Origin of the sequence: Bradyrhizobium sp. HKCCYLRH2015 (assembly GCF_051168215.1) — a bacterium.
Lineage (GTDB): Bacteria > Pseudomonadota > Alphaproteobacteria > Rhizobiales > Xanthobacteraceae > Bradyrhizobium.
Window position 1 is genome coordinate 41,320 of record NZ_JBNPUO010000014.1, and the last position, 23,095, is coordinate 64,414.

The 23,095-nt window shown below is 62.0% G+C and carries 18 protein-coding genes; 9 read left to right on the forward strand and 9 right to left on the reverse strand.

What is annotated here, in order from left to right; all coding sequences use genetic code 11:
- Window positions 1-4 precede the first annotated feature (4 nt).
- The 3 genes from ACQR1H_RS31320 to ACQR1H_RS31330 form a co-directional block, all read right to left on the reverse strand.
- The gene (locus ACQR1H_RS31320) at window positions 5-991 is read right to left on the reverse strand and encodes a lysozyme inhibitor LprI family protein (RefSeq protein WP_434908702.1); all 987 of its coding nucleotides are present in this window, start codon (window positions 989-991) and stop codon (window positions 5-7) included.
- A gap of 443 nt (window positions 992-1,434) precedes the next feature.
- Window positions 1,435-2,634: an IS256 family transposase gene (locus tag ACQR1H_RS31325; RefSeq protein WP_315714240.1), complete on the reverse strand. Its 1,200-nt coding sequence runs from the start codon at window positions 2,632-2,634 to the stop codon at window positions 1,435-1,437.
- 250 nt (window positions 2,635-2,884) lie between these two features.
- Window positions 2,885-3,142 carry a helix-turn-helix domain-containing protein gene (locus ACQR1H_RS31330; RefSeq protein ID WP_434885916.1) on the reverse strand — a complete coding sequence of 86 codons (258 nt, stop codon included), beginning with the start codon at window positions 3,140-3,142 and terminating at the stop codon, window positions 2,885-2,887.
- A 201-nt stretch (window positions 3,143-3,343) separates the two neighbouring features.
- On the opposite strand from ACQR1H_RS31330, the gene ACQR1H_RS31335 reads away from it, so the two are divergent.
- The 4 genes from ACQR1H_RS31335 to mobF all read left to right on the forward strand — a co-directional run bounded on the left by ACQR1H_RS31335 (window position 3,344) and on the right by mobF (window position 7,760).
- Window positions 3,344-3,823 carry a hypothetical protein gene (locus ACQR1H_RS31335; RefSeq protein WP_434908685.1) on the forward strand — a complete coding sequence of 160 codons (480 nt, stop codon included), beginning with the start codon at window positions 3,344-3,346 and terminating at the stop codon, window positions 3,821-3,823.
- 680 nt (window positions 3,824-4,503) lie between these two features.
- A complete protein-coding gene (locus tag ACQR1H_RS31340; RefSeq protein ID WP_434885829.1) occupies window positions 4,504-4,824 on the forward strand; it encodes a hypothetical protein in 321 nt (106 codons plus the stop codon).
- Window positions 4,821-6,626: a type IV secretion system DNA-binding domain-containing protein gene (locus ACQR1H_RS31345; protein ID WP_434885830.1), complete on the forward strand. Its 1,806-nt coding sequence runs from the start codon at window positions 4,821-4,823 to the stop codon at window positions 6,624-6,626. Before ACQR1H_RS31340 ends, ACQR1H_RS31345 begins: the two co-directional genes overlap by 4 nt.
- A 3-nt stretch (window positions 6,627-6,629) precedes the next feature.
- Window positions 6,630-7,760, forward strand: a complete 1,131-nt coding sequence (gene mobF / locus ACQR1H_RS31350) for a MobF family relaxase (protein WP_434885831.1) — start codon at window positions 6,630-6,632, stop codon at window positions 7,758-7,760.
- 1,148 nt (window positions 7,761-8,908) lie between these two features.
- On the opposite strand, the gene ACQR1H_RS31355 is transcribed toward mobF, so the two are convergent.
- From ACQR1H_RS31355 to ACQR1H_RS31365, 3 genes are all read right to left on the reverse strand, one after another.
- Window positions 8,909-10,105, reverse strand: coding sequence for a DUF932 domain-containing protein (locus tag ACQR1H_RS31355; protein WP_434885832.1), 1,197 nt, complete (start codon window positions 10,103-10,105; stop codon window positions 8,909-8,911).
- A 361-nt stretch (window positions 10,106-10,466) separates the two neighbouring features.
- Window positions 10,467-10,778, reverse strand: a complete 312-nt coding sequence (locus ACQR1H_RS31360; RefSeq protein ID WP_434885833.1) for a DUF736 domain-containing protein — start codon at window positions 10,776-10,778, stop codon at window positions 10,467-10,469.
- A 741-nt stretch (window positions 10,779-11,519) separates the two neighbouring features.
- The gene (locus ACQR1H_RS31365; protein WP_434885834.1) at window positions 11,520-13,541 is read right to left on the reverse strand and encodes a ParB/RepB/Spo0J family partition protein; all 2,022 of its coding nucleotides are present in this window, start codon (window positions 13,539-13,541) and stop codon (window positions 11,520-11,522) included.
- Between the two features lie 833 nt (window positions 13,542-14,374).
- On the opposite strand from ACQR1H_RS31365, the gene ACQR1H_RS31370 reads away from it, so the two are divergent.
- From ACQR1H_RS31370 to ACQR1H_RS31390, 5 genes are all read left to right on the forward strand, one after another.
- Window positions 14,375-14,881, forward strand: coding sequence for a DUF1810 family protein (locus ACQR1H_RS31370; RefSeq protein WP_434908686.1), 507 nt, complete (start codon window positions 14,375-14,377; stop codon window positions 14,879-14,881).
- A 357-nt stretch (window positions 14,882-15,238) separates the two neighbouring features.
- A complete protein-coding gene (locus tag ACQR1H_RS31375; protein WP_434885836.1) occupies window positions 15,239-16,432 on the forward strand; it encodes an SAVED domain-containing protein in 1,194 nt (397 codons plus the stop codon).
- Window positions 16,433-16,442: 10 nt separating this feature from the next.
- Window positions 16,443-17,660, forward strand: a complete 1,218-nt coding sequence (locus tag ACQR1H_RS31380; protein ID WP_434885837.1) for a nucleotidyltransferase domain-containing protein — start codon at window positions 16,443-16,445, stop codon at window positions 17,658-17,660.
- On the forward strand, window positions 17,653-19,443 hold the full coding sequence (locus ACQR1H_RS31385) for a ThiF family adenylyltransferase (protein WP_434908687.1): 1,791 nt from the start codon (window positions 17,653-17,655) through the stop codon (window positions 19,441-19,443). Before ACQR1H_RS31380 ends, ACQR1H_RS31385 begins: the two co-directional genes overlap by 8 nt.
- Window positions 19,440-19,907, forward strand: a complete 468-nt coding sequence (locus tag ACQR1H_RS31390) for a Mov34/MPN/PAD-1 family protein (RefSeq protein ID WP_434885839.1) — start codon at window positions 19,440-19,442, stop codon at window positions 19,905-19,907. Before ACQR1H_RS31385 ends, ACQR1H_RS31390 begins: the two co-directional genes overlap by 4 nt.
- 60 nt (window positions 19,908-19,967) lie before the next feature.
- Here the strand turns inward: ACQR1H_RS31390 and ACQR1H_RS31395 are convergent, their stop codons facing one another.
- From ACQR1H_RS31395 to ACQR1H_RS31405, 3 genes are all read right to left on the reverse strand, one after another.
- Window positions 19,968-20,873, reverse strand: coding sequence for a hypothetical protein (locus ACQR1H_RS31395; RefSeq protein WP_434908688.1), 906 nt, complete (start codon window positions 20,871-20,873; stop codon window positions 19,968-19,970).
- Between the two features lie 63 nt (window positions 20,874-20,936).
- Window positions 20,937-21,662: a hypothetical protein gene (locus ACQR1H_RS31400; RefSeq protein ID WP_434885841.1), complete on the reverse strand. Its 726-nt coding sequence runs from the start codon at window positions 21,660-21,662 to the stop codon at window positions 20,937-20,939.
- Window positions 21,663-21,709: 47 nt separating this feature from the next.
- Window positions 21,710-22,843, reverse strand: a complete 1,134-nt coding sequence (locus ACQR1H_RS31405) for a DUF2235 domain-containing protein (protein ID WP_434908689.1) — start codon at window positions 22,841-22,843, stop codon at window positions 21,710-21,712.
- Window positions 22,844-23,095 lie beyond the last annotated feature (252 nt).

The following is a 23,095-nucleotide window of genomic DNA, read 5'->3' on the forward strand; positions in this document are numbered from 1 at the left end:
CCGCTTACTCTTTCCAACCGGTAACGATGCCGTTTTCGAGAAAAATGCGGTTGCTGAAGCGGTTTCTGCCGGTTTGCCCGTACTTCCAAGTCTCTTTGGAGACAGACTTCCTGACTTCGTAATCTTTGTCGGCAGGAAGGCCGCGGGACTCAAGCAATTGTTCATCCGTCATTCCCTGCCAGACGACCCGCGCCAGGATACGGTCCGCAACCTCGGCGCCATATTTTGCAGCAAGCCGCTGACGTTCGGCCGTACGTCGTTGCTCCTCTTCCCGGCGTCGGATGTTGTTGTAGACGGCGATCGCGCCGGCAATGGCGCCAATGATGAAAATGAGCACAAGCAGCGGATTTGTGCCGCTTGTCGACTCGGGCGGATTCGGCTTCGGCGCGGGCAATGCGTCAGAGCTTTTTGGCGCAACAGTCGGGGAGGCGACAGGTGGCGCGTCTTGCACTCTGACTTGCGACTGGGGCAATTGGGAGGGTGAGGCTGTCGGCGTAGGGTCGAGACTTATGGGTGGCACCTCAGATAGAGCAGCGATGCGCTCTTTGGTGGCTTCAAGCACGCAAGACCAGACAGCATTGCCGGCTACCGCGCCACACCCCGTGTTTCTTTGTTGTATCCACGACCGCTGACTGTCAATGAGGAACTGGCGATCGGCCGGCTTCCTCAGCCGGAGAGATTGCTGATACTGCTGGCCCATCCGCAGGTCCCACTCCGAAAGAACCGCGTCTCCGCAGATCGCCCGCTCGATTGACGCTGTCGCCATTCGGCAGTCGAAACTCGGCCCAACCTGGGGGACTCTTGACCGGCCCGGTATGGACACCTCGGGAGCGCTGCTCCTGCCCTCCAGGCACTCAATTCGTTCATCGAGGTCCTGGATAGCTACGCAACGAGCGACCCTCCCGGCGTCTTGGGCTGAAGCCGTCCACGCCAAGGCAAAAGAGGCAATGGTAGCAATACAGCCGCCGCGGAACGTACTCTGCGGCCGCATGAATTTTCTTCTATCCGACTCGACAGTTGAAAATAGCACCTTGGGCGACCTCAACCGGGAAAGTCCTCGAAATCGCAACACGGAAATACGAGTTTGCGCAGCCAGACCGCCACGTCAATCTTAACGTGCAAAGATGCGTTCCCGGCTTGCCGACAGCCCTGCCGGCAAACAGGCCATTCCATTCCCCCAGCGCTCAAAAGGAGATATCTGAATGGCTAACATGAACAATTCCGAAATTCGTAAGCTACTTGACCTATAGGGCATTTTCCCGTTGGGCCTCGGTGAACACCAGGCTCTTCTCTTTCGGGCTAGGAAAATCTTGAGCCCCTAGCCTTCTATCTTGCCAAGCATGCTTTTGCGGAATGTAGGTTTCAGGACGGATCGTGTCCCCAAGCGTGGTGTAGCTGGCGGTCCACCGCGTTCGCCGGCTGGAGCCGGGCCTGTCAGCTGGCGATAGCCGTGAGGCTGACGTTCGGATCATCGCTCAATGGCGCGATGGTTTCCAGCGTCATGTAGCGGGCACGTTGGACCGCCCATTCATCGTTCTGTTCGAGCAGGACAGCTCCGATGAGGCGGACGATAGCGTCCTCATTGGGGAAGATGCCGACCACCTCGGTGCGCCGTTTGATCTCGCCGTTGAGGCGTTCGATCGGATTGGTGGAGTGCAACTTGGTCCGATGCTGCGGCGGGAACGTCATGTAGGCAAGCACGTCGGTCTCGGCCTCGTCGAGGAAGCCGGCAAGCTTGGGCAGCTTGGGACGGAGCTGATCGGCGACCTTGCGCCATTGGGTGCGAGCGGCCTCGGCATCGTCCTGGGCAAAGGCCGTGGCGATGAAGGCGGAGACCACGCGCCGTCCGCTCTTGCCGGCATGAGCCAGCACGTTCCGCATGAAGTGGACGCGGCAGCGTTGCCAGCTGGCGTTGAGCACCTTGGTCACGGTGGCCTTGATGCCCTCGTGGGCGTCGGACACCACCAGCTTGACGCCGCGCAAGCCGCGGCGGGCCAGCTTGCGCAGGAAGGCGGTCCAGAACGTCTCGGCCTCGGACGGCCCGATGTCCATGCCGAGAACCTCGCGCCGGCCGTCGCTGTTGACGCCGACTGCAACGATCACCGCGACGGAGACGATGCGCCCCTGCTGGCGCACCTTCACATAGGTGGCGTCGATCCAAAGATAGGGCCAGTCACCCTCGATTGGACGGCCGAGGAAGGCCTTCACTTTGTCGTCGATCTCGCCGCACAACCGACTGACCTGGCTCTTGGAGATGCCGGTCATGCCCATCGCCTGCACCAGATCGTCGACCGAACGGGTCGAGACGCCCTGAACGTAAGCCTCCTGAACCACGGCGGTGAGCGCCTTCTCGGCCATGCGCCGCGGCTCCAGGAAGCCGGGGAAATAGGAGCCCTTGCGCAGCTTTGGGATGCGCAGCTCCACCGCACCGGCGCGGGTCTCCCAGATCCGGTCGCGGTAGCCATTGCGCTGGGCCAGACGTTCGGGGCTCTTCTCGCCATAGGCAGCCCCGGTCTGGCTCTCGACCTCCAGCTCCATCAGGCGCTGGGCCGCAAAGCCGATCATCTCGCGCAGCAGATCGGCGTCTGGGGTCTTCTCTACCAGCGTGCGCAGGTTCATCATGTCTTCGGTCATCGGTGGTTCCTCGGTTGCGTTGGCGTGTCGCAACCCGATCCTACCGGAGAACTGCCGGTGACCACCGCAAAGCCGCCCGCCCGCTACGGCGCTATTTGGGAGCGCGCGTCCGGGCGGCTTTGCTCCACCGAGCTACACCACCTCCGGGGACACGACCTCAGGACGTCGTAGGCCCGATCTCGGCTGAGCCGGTGAACTTGGTGCGCCAGTTGAGCCCCCGGCTACGAGGCGCGATCCAGACGGGCGTCTTTCAGTCAGATCGATTGGCTTGCTTCGCTGCTGCGGAAGTCAAACGTACGCCAGGCTGATCGCCATTACTGAATTCTATTCCTGCCAGCTCCAGTGCGCGACGAAGTTTATCTACCGTCCCGGTGTAGGCCGATATCGGTCCTGGGGTTCGTTCAATCCGTTTGATCGTTTCCAGCGAGACGCCAGATTTCTCTGCAAGGTCGCGCTGTTCGATTCGCAGCATTGCGCGAGCTGCCCGGATCTGTTCGCTAGTCAACATTACGCCCCAAGGGTAAAATTTTGCACCTGAGGTGTTGACACGTCAGGAGCTCTGGATTACTCTAGTAGCGTAACATTGAGCCCCTCTTGGGCAAACCTTGGCGCGCGCCTCCCCCACAGATATCGGCGTCGGCCGGAAGCGTGCTGCCATGCGGTTCACAAACCTGACTGCTCGTGCGACCAAGCGCGTACGGAGTGGCCGATGATCAACCACTCCCGGAAGACCAGCGCTGACGAGTTGTCGACTTGCCCTCCGGCACCTCAATCGCAGGACGCCCCGCTCCTTGCGCTAGAACAGCAATTCACCGAGTTATGCGCGGAGCTGGACGCACTGGAGTCGTTGCCTCGCACTCGAATTCAGGTCGGTAGCGACACACCTGAACAGCCTGAGGGGGAGCTCTCTTTCCGCCAACGCTCTATTGATGAAGCCGCAACAAGCCGAATGGAAGAGCTTCTTCTCCGCCTGTATCCGATCGAGCAGGAGATCGTACAAACTCCAGCATCGACGATCGTAGGATTGGGCGTAAAGGCGCGGCACGCCGCCTATGTTACGTCCCAGTATTGGGAAGAGGACCTTGGCCAACTCGATTGGGACGCGAAGGCGGTTCGCCGCCTGATAGAGGCGGTCTGCGAGGTAGCAGGCGTGGCGTTGCCATTTCATGGTTCTGAAGTCGACGAGTGAGTGCGCATTGTGCCGCGCTTCTACAGCCCACACACGAGAGAGCGAAGCGAATGAGTGTCGTATCGATCATGGCCGCAATACTAGAGGATGAATTGGAAGCGTATGGCGTACTTGGATTAACCCAAGTTGATTGCAGAGCCATCGTTCAAAGCGTGATCGACCGTACGGCTGAACTCGAGGTCAGAAGCAGCTTGACTCGGTCCGAGCACTATCTCGGTGAACACAATTGACGGTGCCGGGCTGAACTTCCCGAAAATGAGAAACTGAATCTATCACGCGCGTCGCGAATCCAGGAGGCGCTCTCGGTCGCCTGTCCCCTCTGTGGTGAGCTAGCCCGTCAAAATGATCGGCGCAAAAGATCGTGCGACACCCTGTCATGGTCACTCTCAAGCACAGTGACAGCTCCTGATCGACGATCGTCGTAGCAGAGAGATTTCCAGGAGCCTCCCTTTTGTATCCCATTGTTCGATGTGCCTTTTCTTCAGTTGAAGTACGTCTCAACGTCTGAGCGAGATCGATTTAGGGGCGATAGTCGGGTGCACCGATAGCTCCGCTCCCTTCTTCCGCTTGCTGACCTTCGGGTGAGCGTTAGCCTTGAAGTCTCTTGGACGCTCCAATAGGGCAGCGAGCTCATTCGCATTCATCGACGATCGCCTCGGCAACTCTGTTGAGGCTATCTCATGACAAGCAAGACAAAACCAATCTCGATCCGTCTCGCCGCGAGCGAAATCGAGCAAATCCGCGCGCGGGCTCACAGGCTTTCGGCAAACATCACCGGGGTCGCCCGTGATCTGATCCGCACCGGCCTTGCCGGCGGGGACAACAAGGCTCTCGCCGATCGGTTGATGCGGGTCGAGCGTCGAATCGCCGCGCTCGAACAGCAAAGCCAGGAAACGTACGCGCGAGTTGAATCGACCGACAAGGCGGCGCGCGACCTGCTTGCGATGTTCGAGGCCTTACTGAAAGCCCTGACGAGCGAAAGCTCCGGGAGGTCAGCATGACCAAGCGTTTGCGGATCATCGGCTTTCTCGCTGCCATGGGTTGCTTTGCGGTCGCGGCGAGCATCTCGTATCTCGGGTTCGAGGTCTGGCCGCCGAGCGCCACGCTGGCAGATGGAAGGATTGCCGAATTCCAGCCCGCAGGCATTCAAGCCTGCATCAGAGGGCGTGGCCTGGCCTGGCTGGCAGACCGCACCGGCGAGGCCTATTGGCAGGCTTGCCGAGACTGGCTCGCGCGATACCAAGCTCTGAGCGGCTTCGAGCTTCGTTTCTGGGGAGTGATCGGGACCAGTCTTGTGGGCCTGCTGGCGCTGTTCGGCTTTGCGCTGAGTCTTCGGTTAGACTCGGTCTCGCTCAAGGTCCTTCGCGGAGCACGGCTGCAAACCGGCCGTCAAGGCTTGAAGGCGTTCGCCCGGGCGGCCGCCGCGGAGTGCCAGGTCCATGGCAAGGGCGTTGAGTTGATGCCATCGGTGCCCCTTGGGCGCGAACGGGAGGCACGGCATTTCCTGATCGTGGGCAGCGTCGGCGGAGGCAAGACGCAGACCATGCTTCACCTGATCGATGAAGCGCTCTCTCGCGGAGATGGCCTCCTGGTGCTCGACACGAAAGGCGACATGATGGGCGGGCTCCCAGCCGATGGGGACCCCCTCCTGGTCGCGCCCCATGATCAGCGGTCTCTGGTCTGGGACGTGGCAGCCGACTGCAGCATCAAGCAGGACGCCCGCGAGCTAGCCGCCCGCTTCATCCCGCCAAGTTCCGATCCGATGTGGTCCCAGGCGGCACAGGAGATCCTCGTCGCCTGTATCGTCTATCTCCAGTCGACCAGGGGCAAGGAGTGGGGGTGGGGTGATCTGCAACGTGTCGTGACCGCTGATGTCGGCACGCTCGCAGCGTACGCCAAGGATCACAATCCCAATGCGCAGCGACTGCTCGACCAGCCGGAAAGCAAGACTACACTCAGCATCCTGACCACCTTCCAGACCCACATGCAGATCGTCTCGGTCCTGGCGGAGGCTTGGTCCGACCCGACGGCCCGGCGGTTTTCAATCCGCAACTGGTTGCATCACCCCACGCGGTTTCGTCCATTGATCCTCCAGCACGACCCCGGGTATCCCGAGCTGTCGCGGATCTGGATCGGCAGCATGCTCGGCCTGCTCGCCTCGGCCGTAGGCAGCCCGACCCTTGCCGAAAGCCGGGAGCGGAGGGTCTGGTTGTTCCTGGACGAATTCCCTCAGCTGCCGCCCATCAAGCAGTTTCCGACCTTCCTCGAGCTTGGCCGCTCGAAAGGCATAGCTGTCGTGATCGGAGCCCAGGACACGGCCCAGATCCGCGCCGTCTATGGACAGGATCAAGCCAAGTCCTGGTTCGGCATGACGGGCACCAAGATCATTACCCGGATCAACGCCAGCGAGGCGGCCGAGGATATCAGCCGCCTCATCGGCGAGCAGGAGGTCGAGCGGAGAACGAAGAGCTCAACTCATTCCGGTGGCAAGTCCAGCGTCACGGAGAGCACCCATCGCGAGATGCGCCGCGTGATCACGGCATCCGAGCTTGGCTCCCGCCTTGGACCGACCAAGGACGGCGTCCGGGTCCTGCTCATCGGTCTCGGCGAAGACGTCTACGAGTTGGAGCTGCCCTATCTCAAGCTGCGTCAATTGCGCGAGCCGATCATACCGGCTGACTGGACTCGCCCTTTGTCCCGGATGAGGCTGTCGGACCGCGCCGACGATGACACTCATCCACCTCCACCCCCTCCCCGCCTGTCAAAGGAGTTGGCGAAGCAAATCCTCAAACGGCGAGAGTGAGCCATGGTGGCCTCCATCTCTGCCCGAGGGAATGCCGCTTCTGCCTCCCGCTACTACGGTCATCTGCAGCGCGACGACTACTACAGCCGCGATGGCGATCCGCCGGGCCGCTGGGCCGGCAGAGGGGCCGCGCGGCTCAGCCTGGACGGACCCGTGACGCGTACCGAGTTTGACGCTGCGCTGCGCGGGATCGATCCAAAGACCGGCGAGCGGCTGGCGCAGCTTTCCGGCCGCAGCCGCGAGCATGCGGCCGGCTGGGACATGACCTTCAGCGCACCCAAATCAGTCTCGGTGCTCTGGGCGCTATCCGAGGCTCCGGAGCGCCAGATCATTGCCCAGGCGCACCGTTCGGCGGTCCTCTCTGCGACCGCCCAGCTGGAGGCCACCGCCGGCTGGGCCAGGCGAGGCCGCGCGGGAACCACCCGAGAGCAGACCGCGGGGCTGCTGATGGCACAATTCGATCATCACACCAGCCGCGAATCCGACCCGCAGCTGCACACCCACACCTTCATTTTCAACCTGGCCCCGCGTCGCGATGGCAGCTGGGGCGCCATCGTCAGCCGTAAGCTCTACAAGGCCCAGAAGCAGGCTGGGGCCACATATCGCCGAGCGCTTGCATCGGAGCTCGAACGGCAAGGTGTTCGGCTGGAGCGGCAGAAGGACACGTTTCGCGTGGCGGCCATCCCGCGCCTCATCGAGCGCACTTTCTCCAAGCGGCGCCAAGCCATTGAGGAAGCCGCGAAGGCCCACGGCTACAGCACGCCAAAGGGGATGGAGCTGGCAACCTTGCGTACGCGGCGCCCTAAGCGGGACGCCAAGCTCAGCGAACTCACCAACCATTGGCAAGCCGAGGCCAAGGCGCTGGGCTTTGATCTCGGCAGGAGCCGCCATCAGATACACACCACGACCACCGGCCGCTCTCACGCGGAGCTTCCAGGACGACAGGACCAAGCCCGCTCGCCGGTGGGCCAACCATCACCGGCTGCAGCGTGGGGCGCTGCCAGAACAACCCAGCATCACAGCGCTGCGCAACTCGGCTCTCGCCTCGGCCAAGTGCTTCGCACGATGGACCAGCGGGCTGGTATGTCTGGGGTTAGGATCAAGCTCCGCCAAAGTGAGCACGAGCAGGATTGACCGAGAGTCGAGAAGACAATGTGGACCTTTTCTCCTGGGCCTGAGGCAGCCCGTGGATCCTTGCAAACGGATTGCCGGTTGGGAGGAAGCCTTGCCCATTGGCAATTGATCCGCGCCCCCTGGCAAGCGATTTGCGAGCCTTCTGTTCAGATCGCGACAGCTGCTCTTTGCGGGCAGCTAAACCTGGGCAAATTCATCACGGCTCATGAGTGAGACCGAAATTTCGTTCGTATACGCGTCCAAGCGACTGCAACTTGTTGACCTACCTTGATCCATTGTTCCTCAGAGAACCCAGTTGTATTCGCTCGATCCCGCTCTCGTAAACACCGCTCAACGGGATCTTCTTATTTGAACCCAATGAGATAGCCGCATACGGCTCGCGAAGCGTCAGCACCACAGGTGCATAGGGTGTGAAAACTCGCTTCCTTCTCTTCCCTACGCCTTTCGTTTCCAGCCGCGCCTTCTGAACGAACCCACTTCAGCCGCAAATTTGCATTGGTCAAGCGATCGACGGGTCGACAAGGCCTCTGTAAAGCTGCCGACTAGCTGGGGAATTTGTGCAGGCTCGTTGCAGAAGAATGACAACGGAGATTCCCCTTCACGGCTGCACCTCGACAAGGATCTCTCGGCAGTCCTGCTGCAGACCGGCTGACTTCTTGGCGCTGGCCAGTGCCGATCATCGTCAATCCGAGACTTGAGCCCGGAGAACGCAGCTTCTCCAACGGCCAAGGTTCAATCCATCTGCAGCGCGCTGAAGGCGGCGCTTCGACTGACTTTCTCCGCAACTACTGCAAATGAGGTAGCGATCATTCGGCAAGCCCTCGGCAGAAACTGAGCGGATGCCCGTCACTGCATGCCGATGTCATAGGCCCACTCTTAGCGCCGTGAAGTCGCGGCAGCCGACAATTTTGCGAGATCGCGCGACCAGCGCAATTCAAAGACGTCGGACGAATTCGTCCGTCCGCTTGGAAGTCGCACCTGTGATCGATTGTTTGACTTTGTGCTGTCGCGAGCCGGGCCGAAGGCCGGCGAGCACCGAACGCGTGCACGCGTCAGCGTCGCCGATCTGGCAAGCCCGGTCAGCGACGCCGCTCAACTCTGTTAAGAGCAGCCGCGCAACTGGTGTCACCCGGTTGCGCGGTTTGTGTTCAGGTGGCGCGCTCCATCAGGCGCCTGGCCTTGCCTTCGAGCTCGAGCCTAGCGTCCTGATGCGCCTTGCTTCGGGCTACGGCGGTGATGCCCTGCACGAAGTCGAAGATGGTCTCCGGCTTGCGGTTCTCTTCACCTAAGACCGCCTCAATGACCTTGGACGTTTCGGCTTTGGAAAGACCGCTCTTGCGCAAAAAACTCTCTCGATCCTCATCCGTGCGGGCGACGATCCGCTGCCGTGCGGCTGCAATGCCGGCGACAAACGGCGCAGGCGAGGAATTGGCAAAGTTCGTCAGCGCCGGTGCGGCCTCATGGGCAAACCGTTGCGCGGCGAACTTCGAATGGCGGATCGTGATCTGCTCCAAATTCTCCACGCCCCAGAGATTGCGGTTCATGCAGACGGCGCGCAGATAGAAGCTCGCAATGCCAAGCGTCTTGCTGCCGACTTCACTGTTCCAGCAGTAGAAGCCCCGGAAATAGACATCCGGCGAGCCGTCCGGCAGCCGTCCCGCTTCGATTGGATTGGTATCATCCACCAGAAACAGGAACACGTCGCGATCACTGGCGTAGAGCGTGGTGGTGTCCTTGGTCACGTCCACGAACGGGTTATGAGTCATGCTCGACCAGTCCAGTACGCCCGGCACTTTCCATCGTGTGTCACCGGTGCCATTGCCGGCGATCTGCATGACGGCGGCAACCAGTTCATGATCCCAGATGCGGCCGTAGTCCGGCCCGGTGACGGCGCGAAGCTCGACACGGCCGCTGTCCGCTTCCAGGGTCTTGACCACTTCGGCACGGTGCGACAGCAAGCCATGTTGCAGATTGATGGCCGACAAGGGCGCGGGCAGTTGCCGAAGGTACGCGGCGGGCGCACCGACAAGCGTGCACAATTGCCCAAAGCTCCAATGCGTCGGCACCACCGGTTCGTCACGTCCGGGAACGATCAGGGCCAGCCGCTCGGCGTTCTCTCGGGCAGCTTCGACGCGAATGGATTGGCTTTCGACGGTGCGGGCCTGTGCGCACGCTGCCCGGCTGCGCGCGGCATCATAGAGGTCCGGCAAACTGAGATATCGCTCGTCATTGGGACGCGCAAACCACTCCGACGACACCCGGCCAATGCGCTGGCCGCGCGAGATGTCCACCCGGAATCCTCCCGAAATCTTCTGCCCGCCGTGGTGAGAAATTGTCACGTTCATCGTCATCTCCTGTCAGGTTGAAGCGCAGCGCTGCGCTGCAACCCTGCCCGTCGGCGAGACCTGGGGTAGCAAGGGCAAGGGCGGCCGGTCGCGGAGGGGGATCACCCGCCTGACAAGGGCGCGCGGGATCCGCGCGCGTCTGCACGCGCCATTCAAGGCGAGACTCTTGTGATCGATGGAGGCGCGGAAGACCGGGGAAACCGCACCGGCCGGCACGTTGTCGTGCTTCACCCTTGCCCGCGCGAGGGCGGAGCCCTTAGCAATCGCTCTTCAGAAAACGAGCCCTGGCCTTCCTTCTAGACGGCGATGAGCATGCAAAAAGCCCCGCCTCCGAAGAGGCGGGGCCGATGATCCCAGGGGATCAGTCGCCGCTGCGGCGCGACCAGATCAGCGTAAAACCGCCGTCGCCGTCGATCTTGACCAGTGAGGCGTAGATCGGCGCGGAGAAGCTCGGATCGTCGAGCTTGACCGAGAGATATTCCCGATCGCTGTCGCGGGCGGTCTTCTTCCAGGCCGCACCGAACTCGATGGTGCCTGCCCAGATGCGATAGTCGGGCGCCTTGTCGTTGTCCTTTTCGGTCGCGACGAACTTGGCCTTGATGTTGAGCGTGAGCGTCTTGATCGAGCCGGTGTAGCCGTTGTCCGAAGCGGTGAAGGTGCCGATGGTGGCCATGGTGGTCTCCGTCTGTTTGCTCGGGCCGCGCCCATCGCGGCCTCGATGGCGGTCTTTGGCCCGGGGAGCGATCGGCCCGCAGCCGTCAGGCCCGCAGCGGAAGCGGAGGACGGTGAGAGCCGGCTTTTTTGACTTCCCGCGAGGAATGCCGCCGCTTGGCGGCAGGGGAAAAAAGCCGGCGTAGCCGTTGCGGGAAGGCGATCGAGGCTTTGGCCGGCCCTCGGGCCCGATCAGCCCATTCGAGGTCGCGTCGGACGCGGCAGTACCGACACACGGACGGGAGACAGCCATGGCGACCCGACCTGACGCCGCATACGGACACGACCAACGCCGCAGCGGTCGAAGAACTTCTGACGTACGCGGAGCAACGGCCATGACGCCGCGTCGAAACCAACGCAAGCCAGACGGTTCAGGTGGCGCCCGCCAGATTGCCGAGGCCCTGGTGTTGCCTGCCCAGCCGATCGGGTCGCTCGACGTCATGGCAACGCCCCGGTCCCGAGACGACAACCATCATCGCTGGTCGAGAGGGGCGGCTACCGATTTGGATATCCGCCGACGCGCGGTCAACGGCTGGTTCGGACTCGCGTTCCCAGGTCACACGAAGGTTGGGCGATTGCGTTACGCCGTCACTGATGTTGCGTGACACCGTCACGATAACCGATCGGCCGTGCGCCGGTCAGGCGCGCGGCCGGAAATCTCAATATTGCGCCGGAGCCGCTCTCGCGGCTCCGGCGCAATTTCTCATTCGGCAGCCACGGGATAGGTTGCGCCGCTCCGCTCGTCAGGCGTTTCGCCTACACGCTCCTGATCGGATTTGGACGTCCGCAACAGCGCCGGCAGCCAGCTGGTCGTGGCCAGCAGCTGCTCGGCGGCCCCCGCCATATCGAGCTTTTTCATATCCGCAATCCGCTCGGCAGCCTCGGCGCCCGCCCCTTCCCGCACGGCGTCCACAATGCGGGCCTTGGTGACACGGCCGAGATAGCTGCGCGCCGTTGGCCGCCAATATCCGGTCATATCCAGTTCAACTGCTTCCGCCAGCCGGTCGGCCGTGGCCAGGGCGCGCGGCCTTCGCTCCCATGGCAGCTTGACGGCATTGACGGTCAGCGCAACGCAATGCGCGAGAAGGGCCATGCGGCTGTCGTGATTGAGGTCGGCCACAAAGCTCCACAGGCCGGCAACGTCGCGCGGCATCTGCCTTGCCCAATTGGCGTGCCGATCCGCCCAGGCCCTGCCGGCCGGGGTATCCTCGATCCCATCGGCATGTGAAGCCAGATCGCTCTTGACCGGCTGGATGCCGACGACATGGGCATTGGCGCCGATGTAGAAGATTTGCGCGGCCAGCGCATGGGTCGCAGCGACAATGGCGGTTTCCGGCTGTTCGCTCAGATTGAGCCGCAGCCCCAAGGTGCGGTGCGCGGTGAGGTCACGGACAAGCAGGTCCGACAACGGACAGTCCTCATCCTCCTCGTCGCTGTCGCTCTCCTCGCCCTCGCCCTCCCCATCCTCAGCAGCTTCGGCAGCTGCGCCTTCGGCCTCAAGCGGCTCCGAGGCATCGCCACCCTGCTCCGGTTGCGATCGCGGCTTCTCATCCTCAGGCCGGATGAAGCCGCGTTCGATGCGAAGGTCGCCATCATGGTTGAGGATTACGAAGGCGCCACCGCGCGCGATATCATCCGGGTCGTAGGCCTGCCGTTTTGCCTCCAGCCGGTCGATCTCCGCCTCAAGCTCGCAGAACCGGACATCCACATGATCAGGGATTTCGTCCGTGGTCTGATGCCATTCGGACAGCTGGTCAATCTGGTTCCGCGCGGCCTCCAGTGCCGCCTGATCCTCGGCCGACAGCTCGACCTGATGCGGGTAGACCCGCCGCAAGCCATGCGCGTGCGGGAAATCAAGATGGGCTTCCGTCCATTTCCAGCCCTCAGCCGCCCGCAGCCTATCGGCTTCGCGGCCAAGCTGTGCCATCACCAGCAGATCGAGCAGCGCCACGTCTTCCAGATAGCCGCCGCGATCCTCCGTAAACAGGTCACGCAGGACGGTCCCGCCCGCCTCCACATAGGCTTCGATCCCGACAAAGCGCGCGCGGCGATCCGTGGCAGGCACATGCGTTTCGGTGAGAAGACGGCGGATGGTGCTGGCGTCGCGGCTGTAGGACAGCCGGTCAAAGACAGCCTCCTGACGCGCGTGGTCCTCGGTGAGAGCAAACGCCATCAACTGCTCAAGAGTCAAATCGCCAACGCGATACACCTGCATCAGCTTTGGCGAGATTACAGCCAATCTCAGCCGCTGCCGCACCACCTGGGCGGTCACGCCAAAGCGGGCCGCGATCTCCTCTGCGCCAAACCCGCGCTCGTCGGCAAGCCTCTTGAAGGCCTCGAACTGGTCGGCGGGATGCATGTTCTCCCGGGTGACGTTCTCGTCGAGGCTGATCTCGTGGGCATCGTTAGCGGTGTCGACGATGCAGCGGATCGGCTCGGTCTTCTTGATCTCCTTCCGCTTCACGCGCAGGATCTGGGCCAACCGCCTGCCCTCGCCGATGGTCACGAAATAGAACCCGGTCGCGGCACCTTTCGCGTCAAACTCCGGTTCGACGACCAGGTTCTGCAGGATACCCTTGGCTGCAATGCTCGCCGCCAGGGCCTCGACCGCCGCCTCGCTGTGCGGCGTCTTGCGGGCGTTCTTCGGGGACTTCTTGAGTTTGCTGAGTGGAATGAAAATCTCCGTCCCGCTCTCCACAACAGTTTCCACTGATTTGGCCGACATGATCGATCTCCCTTCTCTCGCTTGATGGGCACAGCGCGTACTCCGCGCCTGCGCCCCTGCCCGTCGGCGAGACCGGGGGTAGCAAGTGCCAGGGCGATCCGAGCGGAGGGGGATCACCCGCCATTGAGGGCCGCTCGAAGAGCGGGTCTGCACAAGCGCATGACTGGCCGCGACGATTCAGGACGTGAGGGAGCGCGGAAGACCGGGGAGACCGCTCGGGGCGGCGCCGGCATTTGCCGGCGCTTTACCCTGGTGCGCGCGAGGGGCTGAGCCCCTTAGGTCTTCAACAACGACGAGAAGCGTATGGGCGGAGCGCGAGCGCAGACCACTCGCGGGTCGCAAGACCGGTTAATAGGGCAGCCGCAGGAGCGTCAGCATAGCGCCGCCGAAGGCGGGACGCGGGACCGACTGCCCCCGGCGAGCGACTCAAGAGCATTGCGACGTGTTAGAATCAATTTTGCATTTATGATTTTATGTTATCGTCTCATCGTTGAGCATGTCGATGCACGACGTGCGCACGTTCACTGAACGAGAGTCTCATAGAGGACGACATGGCCAAGAAAGCGAAGAAAGCAAAGAAGACCGCCAAGGCAGCCACCAAGAAGGTGGCTAAGAAGACTGCCAAGAAAAAGAAGTAGTCGCATCCACGGATGAGAGATTGCGCCTCCGGGCCGCAACCCGTACGCAATGCGAAACCCCTCCCAGAGGATCTGAAACATCCTTTGCAGCCATACGGTTTCGCGGCAACGTAAGATAAGGCCGGACCTTTGTGCAGGTGGCTACTGCATAAAGGTCCGGTTTTTCGTTTCTACCCCGAAGGGCATGATCCGCTCTTGCGCAAAGGATCGATGCCGCCAGGCCGCGACGCTCTTGCGGCGCGGTTCACGAGAGCCTGGTCCGCGAATGCGGACGCGCCGCTACCGAGATTTATTTTGCTGCAACCAGATCCAGATTCGCCGTTGGCGCAGCGGTTAGCGATCAAATCTCGCGCCGAAGCCGCCGCTTATCTGCAACATGATGTGCTGGGACCGCACCTCGTCGAATGCACCCGGCTTGCCGTCGTGGCCAGCGACAAATCAATTACCTATATTCTCGGGTCGCCCGACGACATGAAGTTTCGATCGAGTATGACGCTGTTCGACGCGGTCTCGAAGCAGCTGATCTTCACCGACGCTATCGCGGCCATTTATCCGGAAGGCAAAGATCGGCGACCCTGTCGATACTTCAGCGAAGCGAAGCTCGTTGACCGCGGTCCTGCAGAATGCGGGACGGCACCGTGTGCCTCGTGGCGGGCTGCGGACGATGCCTCGCACCGAAATCAGTCGGCTTTCCCTAAGTGAGGCTGATTCGGGCATTGTCAATATATAGTATCGAACAGACTTTAATTATCAACATCTTGAACATTGAACACGAAAACACCATCTGGCGGAATACCCAGACGCTATTGGGGAAACAGTAGCGCGCATCGAGGGGCAAGTGCAGGTCCTGAGACGAAATCCGCGCGTTCGCGCGCAATTCGGCGTCAAGATACTCGCCCGCGTGACCACCGCGCGAATGGCGGACATCGGCTGCTGGGCAAGCTCCTCGCCTGCTTCGAGTTTGGTTCCTGCATGGCTCGATTCCGCCGGAGCAAGCAAGTGGTTTCATCCGCTTTCGAGCGATGACGCTCCGGCCCGCATCACTTCGCGGAGTGCGGCATGAAGGCTGCAGCCGCTGAGAACCGCGAGCACCGACCGGCGCGGGTGTCACGCGCGGCGAAGCGAAAGGCGTTGCCCAAGAAGATTGAGAACGTCGTATGGGCGCGGGCGGCTGGCCGTTGCCAATATGCGGGGTGTAACAAGCTTCTCATCGGCGATCAGATCTCGGGCGCAGCGAACGCGAACACGGCCTACATCGGACACATCGTCGCCGACTCTCCCGACGGCCCACGAGGGGATCCCATCCGCTCCCCTCTTCTGGCCCACGATCCCGACAACCTGATGCTCGTCTGCGATGTCCACCACCGGGTTTTCGATCGCGAGATGGTCGCCGAGCATCCGGAGCAAGTTCTGACGGCGATGAAGCGCCGCCACGAAGCACGCATCCGGACCGTCACCGCCATCGACGAGAATCTCGGCAGCCACGTCATCCGGTACGCGGCTCGGATCGGGACGAATGAGTCTCCGGTCGCCAAAGGCGACCTGAAGTGGGCGATGATCCCAGACCGTTATCCGTTAGACGACGGTTGGATCGACCTCGACCTCGCGACGCTCGATCTGCCCGACCACGATCCCGACTACTGGCGCACCCATGTACGCAATCTCCGGTCCGGCTTCGCCGAGAAGGTCCGCGGCCGCATGGAGCGCCAGGAAATTCGACGGCTTGCCGTTTTCGGTCTGGCGCCGATCCCGTTGTTGTTCGAACTCGGTCGCCTGATCTCCGACATCGCGACGGCCGACGTTCGACAACTCCTGCGCAGCCCTAAGGGGTGGAAGTGGGATCCAGATGGGCGGCCGATCGAGTTCGACGTTAAGCGACCGCCGCGCACCGACGGTGCCGTGGCGCTGAAGCTCGAGGTGAGTGCCCCCGTTGCCGACGACCGCATCGTATCGGTCCTCGGCGCCGCCGCCACCATCTGGTCCATCGCCGCCAGCGGTGCCCACAACGACATCATGCGCCGCCCGACCGACCTGGCGGAATTCGCGAGGCTTTTCCGATCGACATTAGACGAGATCAAGCTTGCGCACGGCGAGAACTGCGTGGTGCGCATCTTTCCCGCCGTACCCGTATCCATCGCCGTCGAGGCGGGCCGCTCCTGGCAGCCGAAGGCCCACCCTACCCTCGAAATCTACGACCAGAACAGGAAACTGGGCGGTTTCATCCTCGCCCATACCCTCGAACACACCGGTTGAGGAGAGGCCCATGAACGTGCACCTGCGTCCGACGATCACCAAAGAAGCCGAGGAGTTTCTCGAAGCGCTGGCCGAAGAGCTCGAGATTCCACCATATCGCTACGAACAGGCCGAGACCAGCTACAAGTCGTTGGGCGAATGGCTCAATCGCGAAGACTCGAGCATCCGGCAATTCGACCCTCAGGTTCACATCCAGGGATCGTTCGGGCTCGGCACCGTGGTCGTGCCGATCACCGATGACGAGCATTATGATATCGATGCCGTCGTCGAATTCCGCAAGCTCACGAAGGGTGAGATCACCCAGAAAGAACTCAAGCGCCGTCTCGGCGTGGAGATGAGGCTGTACGCAATCTATCGGCGCATGAACAAGCCGGTCGTCGAGCATCGCCGATGCTGGAGGCTGGAATACGCCGATGGCGCACAGTTTCACATGGACGTGACACCCGGGCTTCTCAACGGGCTGGAGCAGTTGGTGCTGCTCAAGGCCCGTGGGTTGGACCTGTCGCTCGCTGACAGCGCGATCGCCATCACGGACATCGACCACCCCTTCTATGCGATACTGTCTCCGACATGGCCGCGATCGAACCCGCGGGGATATTTGAAGTGGTTTCATAGCCGCATGGCGGTCATCTTCGAACTGCGCAAGCGGGAGCTGATGCGCAAGAGCTTGCGCGCGGGCACGGAGCCAATTCCGGACTATGAGGTCAGGACACCGCTGCAGTCGGCGATCATGATCCTAAAGCGGCACCGCGACATCATGTTCATCACCCGCTCGGACGAGCGCCCGATCTCGATCATCCTGACCACGCTCGCGGCGCACGCCTACAACGGCGAAGACAAGATATCCGATGCGTTGTTCACGATCCTCACCAACATGGACCGGTTCATCGAACGGTCGCAGGACGGCAGTCTGGTCATCGCTAATCCGAGCGACCCGTCAGAGAATTTCGCCGACAAGTGGAAGAAGCATCCCGAGCGCGCGGCCGCATTCTTCGAGTGGCTCGCGCGGGCTCGCGAGGATTTCTCGCGCGCGGCGGTCCTATCGAACAAGCAGCTGATCGCGGACCATCTGGCGAAGGGCGTGGGCAGCGGAACGGCCGAACGCGTGAAGAAGCGTTCCGTCGCCGGTCTGGCCGCTCCTGCCGTCCTGTCAAAAGGCCTCGTCAGCAACGAGGCACAAGCCAGGAGTTCGGCGGTGCAGCTCAAGGGAGATCGCCGGAGTGCCTAGGGGCGACCACGCGCTCGCAAAGCGGTTCAGATCGGCCATCGGTGCGGTTCAGGCCGGCTGGTGGCACGCTGGGCTACGGCCGCCGAGGCTGAGCGCGGAGCATCTGGCAAGATATCGAAAGCATGATCCCACAGCGGGGTGGCGGTTCGAATACCCTTTCTCCGATCGCATCCGGCGCATCGACGTTATCGTATCCGCCGGCTTTCCATCCGTCCCGGCGCGGATCGCAGTCGTGGATCGCCCGCGCTTCCTGACGTGGCCCCATGTGGAAAAGGACGGTGTCCTCTGCCTGGTGCCCGATCACGCCACGTTTTCAATTGACGATCCCTACGCCGGCGTCTCGGTACTGCTCGATAAGGCGATCAAGCTGATCGAAGGTTTCGTCCGCGGCGAACACGAAGACGATTTCAGATCCGAGTTTCTCACCTATTGGGACCACGCCAAGAAGGGGACCGAGCGGAGCATCCTTTCCTTGGTCAAGCCGGCACCGCCTTCCCGGGCAATCAGAGTATGGGAGGGCCGCAGTCACATCGTCTTGGCTGACGACGACGGCCAGCTGCAACGGTGGCTGAAGAATTTCAACTCCGCCCTCTCCTCGGCAAACATGGTCTCGCGAGGAGGCGTTCTGGTTTGGATGGAAACCCCGCTCCTCCCCTCGCAGTATCCTAAGGCGGCGAAGGACGTTTACGCGCTCGCCGCTGATGCCGGCGTCGCCGATCTCCTGGAAGGAATTTCGCGCGAGGTGTCCCCTCGCCTGTTCGTAGCGCTCGGCGCCGCGACCGAGCACGGGCCGGCAATCGCTACGACAGTCATCAGCCGACCCGCGATCGTTCGCGGCGGGGATCCGCTCGCCAAAGGATTTCGTCCTTCTCGGGTGCCTGAGCACGTCTTCATCTCGCGACTGTTCGGCGGCGAGCCGGCAGGCCGTCTTCCGGTGGAAAGGGTCGATCCCGCCTGGGTACACGGGCGAGCGCAGGATCAGCGCATCGCGACCTTGCGCGGCGCCACCGTGGCGCTGCTGGGCTGCGGCTCCGTAGGTGCGCCGGTCGCCCTCAGTCTCGCGCGAGCGGGCGTGGCAAAGCTTATTCTCGTCGACCAGCAAAGCTTGACGGGAGCCAACGTCGGCCGCCATACCCTGGGCGTCAGATCTATCTCCTATCCAAAGGCGCCCGAGCTCGCGAAGCGGATACGCGCCGACCTTCCCCATGTCGAGGTCGAGCACCACATCGCCAAGGTTCAGGATCTGCTGCTGCGGTCCGACGGGCCTTTGGAGCACGTCGACCTCGTCGTTTCGGCTCTCGGCGACTGGCCGGCGGAGTCGTTGCTCGATGAGTGGCATCAGGCAAATGGCAGGCAATTTCCGATCGTCTACGGCTGGACGGAACCGCACGCGACCGCCGGTCATGCCGTCATCGTGTCCGCGTCCGGAGGCAGCCTTCGTAGTGGATTGAACGAGACCGGCGAGCCCGACGTCGTCGCCACGCACTGGCCGGAAGAAACGCGCCGATACGAACCAGCCTGCGGCGCGGCGTTCGAGCCCTACGGCCCCATCGAGCTCGGCTTTATCACGTCACTCATCGCCCAGGCTGCGCTCGACAGTCTTCTCGGCACCATCGGACCGAGCACGCATCGCATGTGGCTTGCGCGCCGTACCTTCGTCGAAGCCGCGGGCGGCAGCTGGAGCGAAATGCTCCCCGAGATCGCTCCTCATGCGCTGGAAGGAGGCATGATAGTCGAGCGGCCCTGGGGCCTGCGACCGGCCGGGAAAGTCTTGGCGGCGTGATCTCTTTCAATATCGGACACTCCGGGCAATCGCTGCGCTTCGCCGCCACGGTCCTTCAGCATTTCGACACGCACCGCCAATCCCGGTTCTGGCACCGCGAAGCCGGAGGGCTACTGTTCGCTCGCTTCGACCTGCCAATCATCGATGTCTGCGAGGCGACTGGTCCGAGACCGACCGACCGGAGATCCCGCTATTCGTACCGGCCCGACGAACAAGCGGAGAAGACGGAAATCGACGCCGGCTTTTCGCGAGGGCTGCATTTCGTCGGCTGCTGGCACACCCATCCCGAGGAGGTTGCATCGCCGTCGACCGTCGACACGCGCAACATTTCGGACTGCGTTCGACGCTCGCAGCATGCGCTCAACGGCTTCGTCATGGTGATCGTGGGAAGGGCTGCGCTCCCGGACAGCATGTTCGTTTCGATCTGCGATCGGTCGTTGGTCCATCAGCTGACGCGATCGTGAGGCGGAAAGGTCGCACAAAGAATCGTCTGCGATTGTCGCCTCCATTGGCGGCTGCGGACTCTAATTCCTATCCGCCCAACCGATGTCTCGCAGCGTGAAACCCAAGGCATGAAGCGCCAATTCTGCGTCTTCGTCGACCGGGTCGCGAAGCCCCTTCGTATGCACCTCGTTGGTCTTTCCGCGGGCATGCAGCCTCGCGACGACTTGGGCGAGGTTGCTCACCAGGCCTTTTTCGTAAGGTGGCCGGCCGACGATACCCGCGATCCTTCCAAGGTCTTCGCCGAGGACGGAACGGTCATGCCCCTGAGTGACGAGCCAACGCGACAGGCATGCGGTTAACGCGTTTCGACAATGGTCGATCGTTGATACTGGTGTTTCCCTAAAGGCGGAATCGAGTGCGCGCGCGACGGCTTGAGAAATCGCGGGTTCGAACTCTGCGGGAATCGTTGCCATGTCGACCGCAGGAAGGATGCCGAATGCCGAAAGCGACTTGAGTGTAATCATGACGCAGCCGTTGGCGACCACCTCGGTTTGTATGATGCGCCAGGCGGAGGCTGCATCCCTCACTCCCAACGCGAGCTTCAATCCCATGCCCCGGTGCGGCTCCTGAAGCAATGACGCGCACGCCTTATAGCCGTAGAGGGTCTTCGTCGTTCGGCCTTGGGCGCCGACGGACCGCCCGTGGGGATCTTCGTATGGGTCCGGCAGAACCTTGTATTGCGCCGGCTGTGCACCCTCCGGCTGGAAAAGTCGCCCGCGTCGAGTGCGCGTGACGGGATCGAAAGTGTCTTCTCGGAAAATCCACGACATTGGAGAGTGTGCAATTCCGGTCGGCAGGTCGTTCCAATCTTCCTTACGCCTGATTAGCTTCGCTTGCGTGACGGTCGGTCTAGGCACGACCGGTAGAACGGGGGCATCGAAGCCTTCGTAGACCAGGCCGGACTGTTGGTCGATTCCCAGATACATCGCAGTCCCCTCGTCTCGTTTGCCAGTACGGTGGTACGCTCGAGCTCCGAGCAAGTCGGATGTTCAATCGTGGCGCAGGCTGGGGGTCTCGACGAAGAACGGATAGCTGATGTTGTCGATGTCCGGAGCGTCGTCGACCATAGTCACCCTCGTCATTGTCAGTTCGGGACCGACATGTCGCTTGAAGATCGCGGCGGTGAAGCCGAATGCGAATTCCGACAGGTCGTTCGCCACTGGCGCCATCTCGCCGAGCAGCTTGCGGTGAGCCTCGTTGACATCGGGCTCGCCCAACGCCTCCGCCATGCCGTGGACCAACAACACATAGTCGGATACGAAGAAGAACGTGTTGAGCAGCGCTGTGTTGAAGTAGGCGGCCCAATCCGCATCCTCGCTGTCGGTTTCGCGGGCCGCCTTCTCGAAGGCAGCGTCGATGTCGTCGATCGTGGGATGATGGAAGGCGAAGTTGTTGCGGACCGTCGATAGGCCGCTTCCCTTGCCAAACCGCTTCTTCAGCCGGTCCAGCGCCTCGGTCGCCGGTCGGTCAAGCAGCGGCAGGAACTCCCTGCCCAGGGGCCGCTTGAGGAAGCGGTCGTCGACCAGGCGCCACGCTTCCCACATCGCGCCGATCGTCAGCCGCACGAATACCTGCGTCTGTGCGCCTTCGAGCCGCTGCTTAACGGGATCGTCGGTACAGCCGTTGGTCAGAATAATCACCAGCTTCCAGAGCGCGTTGACCTGGTTGGACGCGTGCCCGAGTGCAAGGAACAATGTGCGCTCCTCCTTGGCCATCGAGCGCAGCAGATCCTTGGTGACGCCGAGCCTGAGGATGTCGAGCTTCACTTCACAATGACCTTCGGGTCCGCTGCCATGACCGTGCCGACCAGCTTCGCCGGATCGACATTCTTTTCCTCGGACCATGCGACGAGGTTTGGCGGCCGATAGTTGCTGTCGCTGCGCCAGCGGTCAAACACCGAACCATCGATTGTCTCGTTGATGCGCGCCGTGGTCGCGTCGGTTCCGATCTCGGGCGCGATGCCGACGGACCGGAAGAACCGTTTCGAGAAGATGCGGTAGAGCCCCTCCCCGAATTCACAGTAGGAATCGTTGATCGCCGGGTCTATTGCCGTCACGTCGATTTCGACCTTGTCCCGATAGACAAGACCGAGCGCGCCGGCCTTGTCCATCAGCCAGACCAGCGGTCGCTGGGAAAGCGGATCGCTGGCGTAGCCGCCGCCGACGTTCGCGTGGCAGCCGACGAACCAGCGCTGCTCGACGTGCTCGATCGGACGTTCGGGTGCTCCCTTCTCCCCGGTCTTGACGGTCCGCGTCCAGAACGTCGCGTCGAAGTCCGCGCGGTGCTCGTCGAGCGCCAGCGCATGGAAGGCGTATTCGTTGTCGAGGCGCAGATGCGTGTCGAGGAAGCGGTACTTGTGAACCTTGGCCTCGGCGCTGCTGATAGGGATGCCCATGGACCCGACCGTGTCCCACACGCCGACGAACTTGATCTTGGTCGGCCGTGAATACTTGGTCAGCCACTTCACCTCGAGCGACGCGTCCGCCGGCAGGGGCTTCTCGAGCAGCGACCTGATCGTCGGCGTGTCATATAGACGATACCTCTCATAGAGCTGCTCGATCGACAGCGGCGCGCCGAGCTTTAGGATCCCGCATTTGCTGATCAGCCCAGACAGTGATCGGGCCGTGTACGCCCCACGGCTGAAGCCGAAGATGAAGATTTCGTCGCCTTCTTCGAAGTTCTCGATCAGCCACGTGTAGGCGTGGATGATCTCGTCGTCGATTCCGTACCCGACGACGCCACCGCGGACGACCTCTCCGCGGATCGTGCCGACGCCCTGCGAGTAATAGACGCGCTGGTCGACAGTCTCCGCCGTGAGGCTCTTCAACCGCCAGACGTTCGTGTTGTTGTTGAGGGTGTTGAAGGTGCCATCGAGGTAGATCGCGAGCTTCTTCATTCAAGCCTCTGAAAGATAGGAGAAATCTGGGCAGCCACGGGACAAGCAAGTCGCAGCTGGCCTTCTACATAGGGTTGCAGGTCGCTGGCGCAACATGTACAGGAGAGTTTCCGGGCCGATACTACTGTCGTACGGTCTTGAAAAACTCTGCGAGATCTACTCGATCGAGCTCGACAATCATCATCGGGCTTTATGCGATGCGCTAGCCTCGGCGCACCTGTTGAATCTGATCAATCGGAAGCGAGGCGAGGA

Excerpts from the sequence above, each read along its gene's own strand:
- ACQR1H_RS31320 (WP_434908702.1), bottom strand. The coding sequence starts at position 991 with ATGCGGCCGCAGAGTACGTTCCGCGGCGGCTGTATTGCTACCATTGCC.
- ACQR1H_RS31325 (WP_315714240.1), bottom strand. The coding sequence starts at position 2,634 with ATGACCGAAGACATGATGAACCTGCGCACGCTGGTAGAGAAGACCCCA.
- ACQR1H_RS31330 (WP_434885916.1), bottom strand. The coding sequence starts at position 3,142 with ATGTTGACTAGCGAACAGATCCGGGCAGCTCGCGCAATGCTGCGAATC.
- ACQR1H_RS31335 (WP_434908685.1), top strand. The coding sequence starts at position 3,344 with ATGATCAACCACTCCCGGAAGACCAGCGCTGACGAGTTGTCGACTTGC.
- ACQR1H_RS31340 (WP_434885829.1), top strand. The coding sequence starts at position 4,504 with ATGACAAGCAAGACAAAACCAATCTCGATCCGTCTCGCCGCGAGCGAA.
- ACQR1H_RS31345 (WP_434885830.1), top strand. The coding sequence starts at position 4,821 with ATGACCAAGCGTTTGCGGATCATCGGCTTTCTCGCTGCCATGGGTTGC.
- mobF (WP_434885831.1), top strand. The coding sequence starts at position 6,630 with ATGGTGGCCTCCATCTCTGCCCGAGGGAATGCCGCTTCTGCCTCCCGC.
- ACQR1H_RS31355 (WP_434885832.1), bottom strand. The coding sequence starts at position 10,105 with ATGAACGTGACAATTTCTCACCACGGCGGGCAGAAGATTTCGGGAGGA.
- ACQR1H_RS31360 (WP_434885833.1), bottom strand. The coding sequence starts at position 10,778 with ATGGCCACCATCGGCACCTTCACCGCTTCGGACAACGGCTACACCGGC.
- ACQR1H_RS31365 (WP_434885834.1), bottom strand. The coding sequence starts at position 13,541 with ATGTCGGCCAAATCAGTGGAAACTGTTGTGGAGAGCGGGACGGAGATT.
- ACQR1H_RS31375 (WP_434885836.1), top strand. The coding sequence starts at position 15,239 with ATGAAGGCTGCAGCCGCTGAGAACCGCGAGCACCGACCGGCGCGGGTG.
- ACQR1H_RS31380 (WP_434885837.1), top strand. The coding sequence starts at position 16,443 with ATGAACGTGCACCTGCGTCCGACGATCACCAAAGAAGCCGAGGAGTTT.
- ACQR1H_RS31395 (WP_434908688.1), bottom strand. The coding sequence starts at position 20,873 with ATGTATCTGGGAATCGACCAACAGTCCGGCCTGGTCTACGAAGGCTTC.
- ACQR1H_RS31400 (WP_434885841.1), bottom strand. The coding sequence starts at position 21,662 with ATGGCCAAGGAGGAGCGCACATTGTTCCTTGCACTCGGGCACGCGTCC.
- ACQR1H_RS31405 (WP_434908689.1), bottom strand. The coding sequence starts at position 22,843 with ATGAAGAAGCTCGCGATCTACCTCGATGGCACCTTCAACACCCTCAAC.